Origin of the sequence: Chitinophaga sp. YR573 (assembly GCF_900110995.1) — a bacterium.
GTDB lineage: Bacteria > Bacteroidota > Bacteroidia > Chitinophagales > Chitinophagaceae > Chitinophaga.
Map to the genome: position 1 here is coordinate 1,547,896 of NZ_FOJF01000002.1, position 13,746 is coordinate 1,561,641.

The 13,746-nt window shown below is 44.4% G+C and carries 10 protein-coding genes; 3 read left to right on the top strand and 7 right to left on the bottom strand.

Annotated elements, in window-relative coordinates; translation table 11 throughout:
* Window positions 1–65 precede the first annotated feature (65 nt).
* From BMW86_RS25920 to BMW86_RS25950, 7 genes are all read right to left on the bottom strand, one after another.
* A complete protein-coding gene (locus tag BMW86_RS25920) occupies window positions 66–2,018 on the bottom strand; it encodes an FAD-dependent oxidoreductase (protein ID WP_089785506.1) in 1,953 nt (650 codons plus the stop codon).
* Window positions 2,015–3,460, bottom strand: coding sequence for a RagB/SusD family nutrient uptake outer membrane protein (locus BMW86_RS25925; protein ID WP_089785841.1), 1,446 nt, complete (start codon window positions 3,458–3,460; stop codon window positions 2,015–2,017). Before BMW86_RS25925 ends, BMW86_RS25920 begins: the two co-directional genes overlap by 4 nt.
* A 17-nt stretch (window positions 3,461–3,477) precedes the next feature.
* Window positions 3,478–6,753: a TonB-dependent receptor gene (locus BMW86_RS25930; RefSeq protein WP_177189395.1), complete on the bottom strand. Its 3,276-nt coding sequence runs from the start codon at window positions 6,751–6,753 to the stop codon at window positions 3,478–3,480.
* A 245-nt stretch (window positions 6,754–6,998) separates the two neighbouring features.
* Window positions 6,999–8,165 carry a FecR family protein gene (locus BMW86_RS25935; RefSeq protein WP_089785511.1) on the bottom strand — a complete coding sequence of 389 codons (1,167 nt, stop codon included), beginning with the start codon at window positions 8,163–8,165 and terminating at the stop codon, window positions 6,999–7,001.
* Between the two features lie 112 nt (window positions 8,166–8,277).
* Window positions 8,278–8,865 carry an RNA polymerase sigma factor gene (locus tag BMW86_RS25940; RefSeq protein WP_089785514.1) on the bottom strand — a complete coding sequence of 196 codons (588 nt, stop codon included), beginning with the start codon at window positions 8,863–8,865 and terminating at the stop codon, window positions 8,278–8,280.
* A gap of 83 nt (window positions 8,866–8,948) precedes the next feature.
* The gene (gene metK, locus BMW86_RS25945; RefSeq protein ID WP_089785842.1) at window positions 8,949–10,202 is read right to left on the bottom strand and encodes a methionine adenosyltransferase; all 1,254 of its coding nucleotides are present in this window, start codon (window positions 10,200–10,202) and stop codon (window positions 8,949–8,951) included.
* Window positions 10,203–10,441: 239 nt separating this feature from the next.
* Window positions 10,442–11,260: a glycogen/starch synthase gene (locus tag BMW86_RS25950; protein ID WP_089785516.1), complete on the bottom strand. Its 819-nt coding sequence runs from the start codon at window positions 11,258–11,260 to the stop codon at window positions 10,442–10,444.
* A gap of 109 nt (window positions 11,261–11,369) precedes the next feature.
* Here BMW86_RS25950 and panC point away from each other — a divergent pair, with 109 nt between their 5' ends.
* From panC to BMW86_RS25965, 3 genes are read left to right on the top strand one after another with little or no spacing between them, the layout of a single operon-like run.
* Window positions 11,370–12,224 (top strand): pantoate--beta-alanine ligase, encoded by an 855-nt coding sequence (panC, locus tag BMW86_RS25955; RefSeq protein ID WP_089785518.1) that lies wholly within the window; start codon window positions 11,370–11,372, stop codon window positions 12,222–12,224.
* Window positions 12,225–12,274: 50 nt separating this feature from the next.
* Entirely contained in the window at window positions 12,275–12,619 is a 345-nt protein-coding gene (panD, locus tag BMW86_RS25960; protein WP_089785520.1) for an aspartate 1-decarboxylase, read from the top strand.
* 30 nt (window positions 12,620–12,649) lie between these two features.
* On the top strand, window positions 12,650–13,666 hold the full coding sequence (locus BMW86_RS25965) for a lysylphosphatidylglycerol synthase transmembrane domain-containing protein (RefSeq protein ID WP_089785522.1): 1,017 nt from the start codon (window positions 12,650–12,652) through the stop codon (window positions 13,664–13,666).
* The last annotated feature ends 80 nt before the right edge of the window (window positions 13,667–13,746 follow it).

The window sequence follows — 13,746 nt, forward strand, 5'->3', positions numbered from 1 at the left end:
CGGTTTATTTTACAGTGATAGATCAAGGGGAAGTGCCCCTTGTTTTTCATACGTGGTTTAAAAGATTATCGTGGAATAAAAAGTATTGCATCTGCTACCACAACTCCATCCGCACCATCAGTTGAAATCTGCACATAGGAACTCTCCCCGGCAGGTAATGTATAACTGCCCAACTTCACCCATTCTCCGGAGGTTTGCCCTACTACCTGTATGGCAGCGCTTGAGATGGTGACCGGCGTATGCTGTTTACCATCAAACACATCGATGATTGTCTGACTGGTTAAATGCGCCGGTTTGGGAAAGTAAGCATACACATCGTATTGACCCCCTTTGGTAATGGACGGCGTAAATTGTACCGCAGCATTTTTTTCCGCTGTGAGATAGGAGGGGCCGTAACCACCCCAGGTAACGGATTGCCATTTACCAGTGATCTTCACATGCGCTGTATCATCGTTGTCCACCAGTATCTCAGGAGTGCTGCCATCGGCCAGCGGATTGGTACGCAGGGTAGTTTGTAATGCTTTTACATTTATCTGCTGTACACTGCAACCAGCATCAATAGCCATACCTGCTGCAACTGCAGCAGATTGTGCCAGTACCATGAATACGGGTTCCATACGGATAGAACCATAAGCGATATGTGTAGCTGAGAGGCAAACCGGAACAAACAGATTAGCTGCTTCATTTTCTTTAGGAATAATAGCACGGTAAGAAACAGGGTAGGGACCAAAACCGCCCTCTTCTACATTTCCTTCATTCTTTACCATCCCGTTTACTACCTGCCGGTCGCAGTTATGCGAATCCATGGTGTATGCTGCCATTCCTATTCCATCGGCTACTTTTTCCTTTCCCTGGCAATGATGTTGTGTCATTACCAATGCTCCTGTCATCCTGCGTGCTTCACGGATATACAGCTGGTGTGTCCAGTTTCCGTTATCAGTATATTCATCTTTCGGATAACCCCATGCCAGCATCTCTCTGCGGATATTTTCCGGTACGCGGGGATCATGACCAACAAAATACAACAGCCCTTTTGTGTAGTCCGTATGTGCCTGCCAGATAGCCGCGCGTTTTTTATAATCTGCATCCGGATAATCCCAGCTGGCGCCAATCATATCTGTGGAAAAACCGTGTTTATTATTGATGTCGGTTTTGTTATTCGGCATCCTGCTCCAGGCAAAACCATCGTTCAATGATTTCCAGGGTTGTTGCTGCATCAGTCTTATGAGCAGTTCATACTTTGCAGGATCATAGCGGAGAGGTTTTGTAATGGGCACCCTGTTAGCCGGGTTATTGGTAAGGCAGATCCGGAAATTATATGCCTGCACTTTTTTATCGCCACTACCGGCAGGCTGTAAACTACTATGGCTGATTCCCCATAACAGGCCGCTGCTGCTGTCACCCGGTATTTTATAAGGATCAATACCATCCGGGAACTGATGTCCGTCTTTCAGTTGTACGCCATTGAATGTTTCCCCATATTCACTGTTGTCTTCCCGTCCAACCCTGTAAGAAACACCCGCTTTGGCCATCAGGTCTCCTTCATAGGAACAGTCGATGAACATCTTTGCCTGGATGGTACCATTTTCCAATACAATGCTTTTGATCCGGTTACCTGTTTTTAGTACATTAAGCAGGCGATGGCCATACATCACCGTAACGTGTGCCCGTTTGAGGTAGTCCTGAAAAAGAGCTTCCGCTACTTTCGGCTCAAAGGTCCATTGTTCAAATTTGCCGTAGTGACGGCCTATCCTGCGGTAAAAGTCGAGTGCCAGTCCGGAGATAGCATATTTATTCCCAATGTCGGTATATCCCAGTCCACCGCTGCTCATGCCACCAACATGCCGACCCGGTTCTATCAGCAATACTGTTTTTCCCTGTTTACTGGCTGTATAGGCAGCTATTACACCGGCAGAAGTGCCGCCGTAAATGCAGATATCATATTCCGCTGGCAAGGGCGTTTGCGCCTTGCCAGTGAGGAATGTGATCAACAACAACAACAGAATTTTATACCTCATAAATTCGGATTAACTAAAGCGTCGGCACCAGGTATTGGCATCCAGTAATTAGCTTTGGTGATCGGTTGGGCAGGTTGTAAATCTGCAGGATCTTTATCAGCATTGGCAGCCTCCACTTTTTCCAGCCTTACGAGATCAAACCAGCGATTCCATTCTCCTGCAAATTCCCAGGCTCTTTCATTCACGATTGCATCGGCAAAATCAGTACCGGATAAACCAGCTGGAAGGTCTGCCAGTACGGCCCTTGCACGAACCGCATTCACGGCCGCATACGCTTCACCGGAAGGTGTGCCGGTGGCCCTTGCCTGTGCTTCGGCATAGATCAGTAATACATGTGCATAACGGACCATGATAACGGGATTGTTAGACATGTAGGTGGCTTTTGTACCGGATTGTATCGTGAATTTTTTATAATACGGATGTTTTGTAGTGGTTTCCTGCCAGGGGATCGTTACTCCGTTAACAACAAATTCGGTAGAGAAAGTGGCATCTTTCCTGGTACCGGCGGGGAAGTTATTAAAGAAGCGCAGCTCTGAGAAGAAATCACTCCAGCCTCCCTCATTCTCCGGCATGGTTGACAATCCGTAGAATGAGTTGTAGGTAGACCACTGTCCTCTTGTAAAGAGGGTGAACACATCTTCTGTTGTACCTCCTGCAAAGATTTTCAGATAGCCGCCCTGGTAGAGGTCAAAACCATAGGTTGTTTTATTATCGATCACCTCTTTAGCCTTTGCTGCCGCCAGTGCATATTTCGACTGGTCCTTCAGCGGCCATCCGGCTTCTGTAAGGTATACATCTGCCAGTAAAGCTTTCACGGAACCTTTGTTGGGTCTTCCCGGATCACGTTTGGTATTGGGTACCATTTCCTCTGCTTTTGCCAGATCAGCTTCTATCAGTTTGTATACATCAGCAGGTGGACTCTTCGATAATGTAAGATAATCCGGTGAGTAAATCTCAGATGGAATAATAGGAACTTCTCCCCATAACCTGGTGAGCCAGTAATAACAAAGTGCCCGCAGAAAATAGGCTTCACCTGCAATCGTATTGATGGTAGTCTGATTACCATCCAGCACTCCAGTATAGTTATTGATGATGTTAGTGGTCGACTGGATGGTTTTATAACAACCTAACCAGATGGGATTCATTCTGCTATTCAGGGAGGATACATTGAAGCGGTCAAATTCCCTGAATTCTTCTTTGTTAGAACCCGGATGCGTGGTGAGATCATCGCCTCCCATGGTCATAGCAATCTGCGACACCGTGGTAAAACCACTTGTCCAGGGTACCATTAAACTACCGTACGCCCCTGTCAGCGCTGATTCCAGACCAGCCATACTGCTGAGAGCAGCAGCGCCGCCCACCAGACCTTTAGGTTCTTCTGTTAGTTCTTTGCTGCAACCGGCAACTAAGAACAGGCAAACAACTAAGTATATTCTCTTCATGTTCATAGTAATTATCATTAAAAACTAAGTGTTAATCCTCCTGTGATGGTTTTTGCATTAGGATAAGAACCATAATCAATACCCTGACGAATATCACCTGCGGAAGAATTGGCTTCGGGATCTATCCCACTGTAACCGGTGATGGTGAAGAGATTGGTCGCACTGACAAACAATTTTATACCTGCGGTATTCTTCAGCAGAGACTTGGGTATATCATAAGAAAGACTCAGGTTTTTCAGACGAAGGAAATCTGCTTTTTCCAGGAAGCGGGTGCTTTGCGTAAAGTTCCTGTTGGTGGAACTGAATGCAGGAATATTGGATGTTTCATTCACACCAGGAATATACCGGTCCTTTATATCTACCAGTGTAGCTTCCCTGGCATCACCACCATAATACATGGCCGCGGCTTTGTTATAGTTTAATTTATCGAACCCGAAAAGCCCCTGTAAAAGGATGTTCAGAGAGAATGCTTTATAACTGAATGTATTGTTCCAGCCAATGGATGTTTTTGGAATCCCGGTACCGATCACTGCATAATCATCTGCATCTATCACACCATCGTTATCCACATCCTTGTACCTGGAATCACCTGCTTTTGCGCCATATGTAGTAGCCTTATCCTCTCCCGGTTTCCAGGTACCGAGGTAAGTTAAACCCCAGATGGCTCCCAGTGGCTGACCTGGCATGATCACAAACTCTGATTGCGGAGACATACCTCCACCTATTTTACGGTCGTTCGGATCGAAGATCAGTTTTTTACCAGCACCTATAGAAGTGACATTGTTTTTAATAAACGAAACATTGAACCAGCTATTCCAGCGGAAATTACGCTGATCGATCACTGTACCTTCAAGAGAAAATTCCCATCCTTTATTTTGTACAGAGCCAACATTTCTGGTAATGGTATTGCCACCCAGGTATAAAGGCAGCGTTTCATTCAGCAGCAGATCGCGTGTATCCTTAATAAAATAATCAGCTGTAAGTGCAATCCTGCCGTTAAACAATCCCAGATCCAATCCCACATTTTTTTGTTCTGTGGTCTCCCATTTGAGATCGGGATTACCGATATTACCCAGTACGATCCCGGTAAGAAAAGTAGAGTTGGTAAACGATGCGATCCTGTTGGAGTAAGAAGAAAAAGTACTGTAAGGATTGGCACCCTGGCTGCCTGTAAGTCCCCAGCTACCACGCAGTTTCAAATTACTGAGTACGGATATATCCTGCAGGAACGATTCTTTAGACAAGATCCATCCCGCAGAAACAGAAGGGAAATAACTGTATTTATTATTGCCCAGGAATTTGGAAGCACCATCACGTCTTAATGCAGCAGATACCAGGTATTTATCTTTAAATCCATAGTTGACACGGCCTACTAAAGAAAATAAAGCCCATTTGGTATACCCGGAAGAAGGACTGCCAGGGGTACCAAGTGCGAGGTTATTCCATTGAAAAGATTCATAGGTAAGATTGGATGCACCGGCACTGAAGTAGTTGTAGACAGATTGCTGGTATTCTGCTACAGCAGTAATATCCAGCCGGTGTGTATTATTAAACAATCTGCTATAGTTCAGCGTGTTGGTATTCTGTAACCTGATCTCTTTATTGGAACGCAGGCTAGTGGTAGCCGTACCGGAATTGGTCACCTTGCCGGCAAAACTTTTATTCTGATATTCCAGGTAGTTCGCGCCATACTGCAGGTTAAAAGTAAGCCCTGGCAGAATGTCAAACTTAAAGCCACCTATCATGTTAGCAAGCATTCTGTCAGTCACAGCCAGCCTGTCTATTGTGAGTGCAACAGGATTAAAGAAAACGGAGCCGACAGGATCGGAAACAGTATACGTACCATCAGCTTTCCTTACCGGAACGGTTGGAGACCAGGTGATAGCCTGTGCTAAAGGACTACTGGGACCATCAGCGGGGATATCAACATTCTGCGCTGTACTGTAAGAACCGGTAATATTCAGGAAAGCGGATACTCTATTTGAAAGAGCAGCATTAATGTTGGAACGAAGGGTGTAACGTTTGTAACCGGAATTAATGATCACACCATCCTGGTTCAGGTAGTTACCGGAAATAAAATAACCGGACTTGTCATTTCCTCCTGCCAGGCTGAGAAGATATTCCTGACTGGGAGCACGTTTGAAGATCTCATTCTGCCAGTTGGTACCGCCTTTAGCGTAGTAGTCGGCTATCTGCTGATCTGTAAAGGGTTTGGTCGTACCCACCGCTGTTGCATGTGCATTGGCTGTGGTGGCGAAATCACCGGCATTCAGCAGGTCCAGCTTTTTTATCACAGTGGAAGATGATAACCGGGTAGTGAAGTTCACCTTTAATCCACTCTTGCCACCTTTCTTGGTAGTAATGATGATAACGCCGTTAGAACCACGACTCCCGTAAATAGCAGTAGCAGCAGCATCTTTCAGTACCTGTATAGATTCTATATCATCCGGATTAATAGCGAAGAATTCCGCTCCTACAAAACCGTCTACTACATACAATGGGCCATTATCACCATTGATAGAGTTGGCGCCACGGATCCGGATCCTTACACTGCCACCCGGAGAGCCGGCTGCATTGGTAACCTGTACACCTGATGCCCGTCCCTGTAGTACCTGGTCCAGTCTGTTTACCGGTTGGTCCTCAAACTCCCTGGAAGAGATAGATGTGAGGGAACTGGTAATGCTACCTTTCTTTTGTTCGCCATAACCTACTACTACCAGTTCATTGATATTAGAAGTGGATAACTGTAATGTTGCAGCTATTTCAGTTTTACCCTTTACCGGAATCTCTTCTTTATTATAACCCAGGGATGAAATAATCAGTACTGCATTTTCGTCCGGTACACTGATCGTGTATTCCCCTTTGTCATTGGTCACTACTCCTTTAACAGTACCTTTTATCTGTATAGTAACACCGGGAAGTGGTTCTCCTTTGGCATTTGTAATTTTCCCTTTAATCTCTCTTTCGGTTTCAGCTATCAGGGGTGCTGCATCATCCGCTTGTTTACGTTTAACAATGATGATCTTTTCTGTGATGGTATAGGTGAGTGGCTGATTTCGAAAACATGCATCCAGTGCATGTTTCAGGGGAACTTCTTTTAATTGCAATGTTACTTCATGGCCGTGGAATAATTGTTCATCGGTATACAGGAATGAATAACCTGTTTGTTCCCTTATCTCTTTAAAAATTTTATCCAGAGAAGTATTACGTTGAGAAAGGGTAACTGTTTGTGAAAACCCTGCTGCATGTACCTGCATCAAAGCGATAGTCATCAAAAGCACCGTTAGTTTCATAATCAGTAACGTTTTTGCTGATAAGCGTGGAATATTCCCGGCATAACGAATTCGCCTGCTTTGGGAAAAAAGCATCAATTGCATACATTTGTATGGTTTGGGTAAATAATGAAATAATTGCGCTAAACGATTGTAATTTATTAACCTGAATTTTCCGGGAGCGGTACGAACGCTTCCGGTTTTTTTTGCTGAAAACTCAACGTGGAATACAGGGTATAAGGATATTAAGGACTCATTTAAGTATTTTATGGTGATACGATGATTTGTTTTCCGCGTATTTCAAAATGAACTTCACCGGTAAGTTCCAGCGTATGCAGGAGTTGTGATACCTCTGCGTTCCTTGGTATTATACCCCGGAAGTGAGCAGGAACAGGCGCTTTGTATACAACATCCACATCATACCAGCGGGCTATTTGTCTCATGGCAGACTGGATATCATTTCCTTCAAACTGGAATGAACCGTTCTTCCAGGCAACCGCTTCTTCCATATTTACATGATCCAGTATTTCCATTGTACCGTTGCGCTTGTTTAAACTGGCACCCTGACCGGGTTGCAGACGCTTATCATTTACTTTTACGGCACCTTCCAGCAAAGTTGTTTTCACCAGTTCTTCTTCTTCATAAGCCATAATATTGAACCTGGTACCCAACACATCTACTTTCATCAGGCCAGTATTTATGTTCACGCGAAAGGGTAGGGAGGAAGAGTGTGCTACTTCAAAATAGGCTTCCCCGCTAAGTTCTACGTTCCTTTCTTTACCCGTAAAGGCTGTCGGATATTTTAATGAGCTGGCAGCATTCAGCCATACTTTGGTGCCATCCGGCAATTGAAGCTGAAACTGGCCGCCGCGTGGCGTACGCAGCGTATTGTACTGTACCTCAGCATTTGGTGTTCCACCATTATGCGTATACGTGAGGAGGCCGCTGTCTGGTTTAATGATCTGTGTATTGCCCTGTTGTGCGAGTGTGCCGTTTACAGCACTATCCAGCGGAATTTGTGTACCGTCTGCCAGTACGAGTACGGCCCGGTTCCCACCGGGAGTAATAACAGGTTGTGCAGCAGCTATGGGAAGTGGTTGTTTGTGTGGTTGCAACAGCAGATATGCTCCGGCGGAAATGATTAATAAGGCGATGGCGGCCGCAACAGCCATCCATTTGTAAAGTTTCACAGGTCTGCGGGCTGTGACATGATCAGCAGCCAGTATTTTATCAGCAACCTTGTCCCAGTAGGTGGTATCATAAGCGGTATCATCCGGTGGCATTCCCTCCAGTAGTTTTGTTTCTATCTGTTGGGAAATGTTGCCCGCCTGGTCTGCTTTGATCAGGTCTGACAATTCCTGCAATTCATCAGCGGTAGCCGTATGAGCGGCCACCTGCTGAATCAGGTACGCTAAGCGATCTTGGACTTGCAATTGTTATCTTTTTAAACGTGGAACGTATTTTTATCCCCCCCAAATAGTATATCCCTTATTATAACAGACGCGCAAGAATACATTTAGGACCTATCAACCGGAAAATATTTTTTTATAGCTTCAGCAGCCATATTAAAAAGGCCGGTATCAGGTGCCCGGATGCTTCCAGGTATTTGCGGATGGATTGAAGGGACCTCACCAGGGAGTTTTTTACTGTACTGGGAGAAATGAATAGTTTGGCAGCAATCTCCGGAATTTTCAATCCCTGTTCCCGGCTGAGCAGGTAGATCCGTTTAGCCTGTGGAGGTAATTGCTGCACTGCATTACCTATCAGTTGCACCATAGCAGTGTATGCCAGGGTTTCTTCTGTGCTGTTGTCGCTTTCACTATCTGTAGCCATGGTATCCATTGCTTTGTGATGGATTGCCTGGCGGCGCAGATAGGAGAACGACTGGTGAAAAACAATGCGTAAGATCCAGGAGCGCGGGTTCTCTATATCAATCAGCTTGTCGCGGCTGATCCACAATCGTAAAAATGTTTCCTGTATAATATCTTCTGTGATGGAGGCAGTTTTGGTGACATGCATTACAAGCGGGCGCAGTTGGGGAACATATGCATGAAAGAGTTTCCGGAAAGCCGTTTCGTCTCCTTCCGATATCAATTGGAATAGTTCTTTGTCAGTATATATAGGCGCATGCATTCACGGCTAAAATAACAAAAATGAAAGAAGCCGTTCCAAAAATATTGGAAACGGCTTCTTTCATTATATTTTGTAAAACGATCTTACAGACCAAATGCAGCTTTTACTTTATCAACGTAGTCCAGTTTCTCCCATGTAAAGAGTTCCACTTCTACGCTCTTTTCGAGCTTTTTACCTTTGTTAAAAGTTTTGGTAACGATCTTGCTTTCACGACCCATATGACCGTAAGCAGCAGTTTCGCTGTAGATAGGATTGCGGAGTTTCAGGCGTTGTTCGATAGCGTAAGGACGCAGGTCGAAGATCTCTTCAACTTTCTTAGCGATTTCACCGTCTGTCATTTTCACTTTGGCGGTACCGTGAGTATCGATGAACAGGCCGCAAGGCTTGGCAACACCGATAGCGTAGGATACCTGTACCAGTACTTCGTCTGCTAAACCGGCAGCTACCAGGTTTTTAGCGATGTGACGGGTAGCGTATGCAGCGGAGCGGTCTACTTTGGAAGGATCTTTACCGGAGAAAGCACCACCACCGTGAGCGCCTTTACCACCGTAGGTATCTACGATGATCTTACGGCCGGTTAAGCCGGTATCACCGTGAGGACCACCAATTACGAATTTACCGGTAGGGTTGATATGATAGATGATCTTATCACTGAAGAGTTTCTGTAACTCTGGTTTCAGCTGTGCTTTCACACGTGGGATCAGGATCTTGATCATATCGTCCTTGATTTTTGCCAGCATCTTTCCTTCCTCATCGAAATCATCGTGTTGAGTAGAGATAACGATAGCATCAATTCTTATAGGCTGATTATCATCAGAATATTCGATAGTTACCTGTGATTTAGCATCCGGGCGGAGATAGGTGATCTCTTTATTTTCGCGACGGATAGCAGCTAATTCGATCAGCAGTTTGTGTGCGAGATCGAGAGCCAGCGGCATGTAGTTATCCGTTTCACGGGTAGCATAACCAAACATCATACCCTGGTCGCCGGCGCCTTGTTCTTCCGGATTTTTACGTTCAACACCCTGGTTGATATCCGGAGACTGCTCATGAATAGCAGAGAAGATACCGCAGGAGTTGGCTTCAAACATATATTCGCTCTTTGTGTAACCTATCTTACGGATTACCTCACGCGCAATCTCCTGCACATCCAGGTAAGCTTCAGATTTTACTTCTCCGGCTAATACTACCTGACCGGTAGTTACCAGTGTTTCACAAGCAACCTTAGAGGTGGCATCGTAAGCAAGAAAATTATCTATCAGTGCATCGGAGATCTGATCGGCCAACTTATCCGGATGTCCTTCGGATACTGATTCTGAGGTAAATAAATAAGGCATAAAATGATTTACGGCTTTAAGAGTTAGTATGATTTTGCAGTATAATTTACCATTATTTTGCATTTTGGTGGTATGCTTACTGGTAAACCGGCACAAAAATAAGTAATCTAACTATATTCCATCGCTTCTCTAGGGAAAATATTCAGTTTTAACAATTTAAGCATAAAAAAGCGTCCCGGGAAAGTTCCAGGGACGCTGTTATAAAGAAGTTGTGAATTATTACGGATCGTTGATGAGCGTTACTTTCCGAGTAACTGTGCATATAATTGCAGGTAATCTGCGAGATCTTCATTGTTCTCTTTGAAGGGAACGACGATCTTGCCTTTCTCTGCATTTAACTCTTCTGTTAGTTTTGGATCTACTTTGTCGCTGGCAAATACCACGGCATCAGCATATTTAGCGGCGCCTTTATTGAGGGCACTGTTAGTACCTTCTTTATAAGGTTCCAGGTCTTTCTCCTTGATCTGTGTGCTGATGATGGCTTTTTTAATGAAGCCTGCGCCAAGATTTTCTGTAAACGAGTTCTCTTCCATGGAGTACACCACTTTGGAGTGAGCGAATACAGGTTCCTTTTTGTAGGCTGTTTTCAGATATACAGGAATGAGGGAGGTCATCCAGCCGCTGCAATGGATAATGTCTGGCGGCCAGCCAAACTTTTTCACTGTTTCTAAAGCTCCTTTACAGAAGAATACCGCACGTGCTGCATTATCATCGTAGAACTGTCCGCTCTCGTCAGTGAATAAAGCTTTGCGTTTGAAGTAATCTTCATTGTCCAGGAAATAAACCTGCAAGCGGGCGTTTGGCAATGAAGCCACCTTGATAATCAAGGGGTAATCATCTCCTTCAATCACAATGTTAATGCCAGACAGTCTTACCACTTCGTGAAGCCTATGCCTTCTTTCGTTGATAATACCAAACCGCGGCATGATCACCCGCACTTCCAGACCAGACTCATTGGATTTAATTGCCATCTTATTGATCATATTCGCATAATCTGTTAATTCCAGATAAGGCGACATCTCCTGAGCAATAAAAAGAATTCGTTTCTTTGTGGACATCTAATGCTGATATTAATGCAGAAAATTTTAATTTGGTTTGCAAAATTACGGATTTTTAACCGAATAAAGGACAATTTGGCACTTTTAACATCCTTTTAAGCAATTAATTATGTATTTGTTTAAGCAGAAAGATACACTGGACAGGCATTTATCAACAGCACGTAAGAATGGCAAACGCATTGGTTTTGTGCCAACTATGGGAGCTTTACACCAGGGACACCTGTCATTAATTGCAAAGGCAAAAGAAAACTGCGATGTGGTGGTATGTAGTATTTTTGTAAATCCTACACAATTTAATGATCCCGCCGATTTTGAGAAATACCCCATAACAATAGATAATGATATACTACAGTTGACAGACGCCGGTACCGATGTACTATTTCTGCCATCTGTGCAGGAAATGTACCCCGATGGGCTGACTGTGAAAACGCATTATGACTTTGGCCAGCTGGAAACGGTCCTTGAAGGCGCTCACCGTCCCGGACATTTCCAGGGTGTAGGTCAGATCGTACATAAACTCCTTGACCTTGTGAAGCCGGACCAGCTGTTTATGGGACAAAAGGATTTTCAGCAGTGCCTGATCGTGAACCGCTTATTAAAGCTGATTCATTCAAAGGCTGAGTTAGTGATTTGTCCTACTCTCCGTGAACCTGATGGCCTTGCAATGAGTAGCAGGAACATGCGATTGAATCCTGCAGAAAGGCAAAATGCGCTTAACATTTACAAGGCACTTATCTATGTTAAAGATAAGATTCATATTGCATCTTTCTCTGAAATTTTAGGTAATGCGGTTAATCAATTGACAATGAACAAGTTCGATGTTGATTATGTGTCCCTGGTTAGTGTGGAAGAGGACGGTACGGTTACTTTCCCCGGGGAAATGAGTACCAGGCCTTTATACCTGGTTGTTGCAGCTAAGGAAATAAGCAGTGGCGTGAGGTTGATTGACAACATGCAGATGTAATTAATTATTCCGTACCTTTGCGAACGCTTAAAATCCAGCAGGATTACGTTATGCAGATCGAAATATTAAAGTCTAAAATACACCGGGCAGTCATTACAGAAGCTAACCTCCAATATGTAGGAAGCATTACAATCGATGAGGATCTGATGGATGCTGCGAACATGATTGAGTACGAAAAGGTACAGGTAGTAAATGTAAATAATGGCGAACGCCTGGAAACCTATATTATTAAAGGTAAACGTGGTTCAGGAGTTGTTTGTATGAACGGTCCGGCTGCGCGTTTATGTGCTGTAGGTGATATTGTTATCATCATCTCTTACGCTACCATAGACTTTGAAGAAGGCAAAAAGCATACTCCCATTGCCGTTTTTCCAAAAGAAAACAATAAATTGTAAGAACATTAACCCCGTTTAAATCAGACGACTATGCCCAAATTGCTTAAGACAGTTATTAAGTTCATATGCTTTTTGGCCATTGGGCTGGGGTTAATATGGCTGGTGACCAGAAACCAGACTGAAAAGGATAAACTGGACATCATTAACTCCCTGCACAGGGCTAACTACTGGCTGATCATCCCTGTGATGGTGGTTGGTGTTGCCAGTCACTGGTACCGTGCTGTAAGATGGAAGCTCCTGATGGTACCTATCGGTTATAAACCCACTACTCTTAATACATTCTTTGCTGTAATGGTTGGTTACCTCGTGAACCTGGCGATTCCCCGCCTGGGAGAAGTAACCCGTTGCGGTATCGTAGCCCGTTATGAAAAGGTACCTGCGGATAAACTGGTAGGAACCATGATCGCGGAACGTGCGGTAGACCTTCTGTTACTGATTCTCATTATGATAGGTACTGTACTTGTACAGATAGACCTGGTAGGTGCGTTTTTTACGGAACATGTGATGATTCCTATCCAGGAAAAAATTGGTAAGGTGAGCGGTGCCAAGGGCTGGTTGTTGTTACTGGCTGTGGTTGTGGTGATTGGATTGGGCTTGCTGGGCCTCCGTTTGTTATCCCGTTCTAAATTTGGTATTACTATCCGTAATATGGCAAGAGGTGTATGGACTGGCTTTGTGTCTATTGGTAGAATGGAAAAGAAAGGCTGGTTCATCTTTTACTCTGTGCTGATATGGGCGCTGTACTTCTTTATGATGTACCTGGGCTTTATGTGTATGGAAGAAACCCATTACCTGGGTTTAAAGGCTGCACTGGCGGTACTGGCATTTGGCAGTGTGGGCATGATTGTTACTCCGGGTGGAATGGGCGCTTATCAGCTGATCGTACAGAAGACGCTGATGTTGTACGGGGTACTGGAGACTTCTGCGTATGCTTTTGGCTGGATCGTATGGAGTGCTCAGACGGTGTTAGTGATGGTGCTGGGATTTGCCAGTTTAATTGCTTTGCCTATTTATAATAAACCCAAGGTAGTTGTGGCTGATCGGTAGTTTGAATGTTATGAAAGCGTAGATTGCCAGATGTTGTGATCATAAATACACTACATCTGACTGTTTAGTTCTCTGATTTA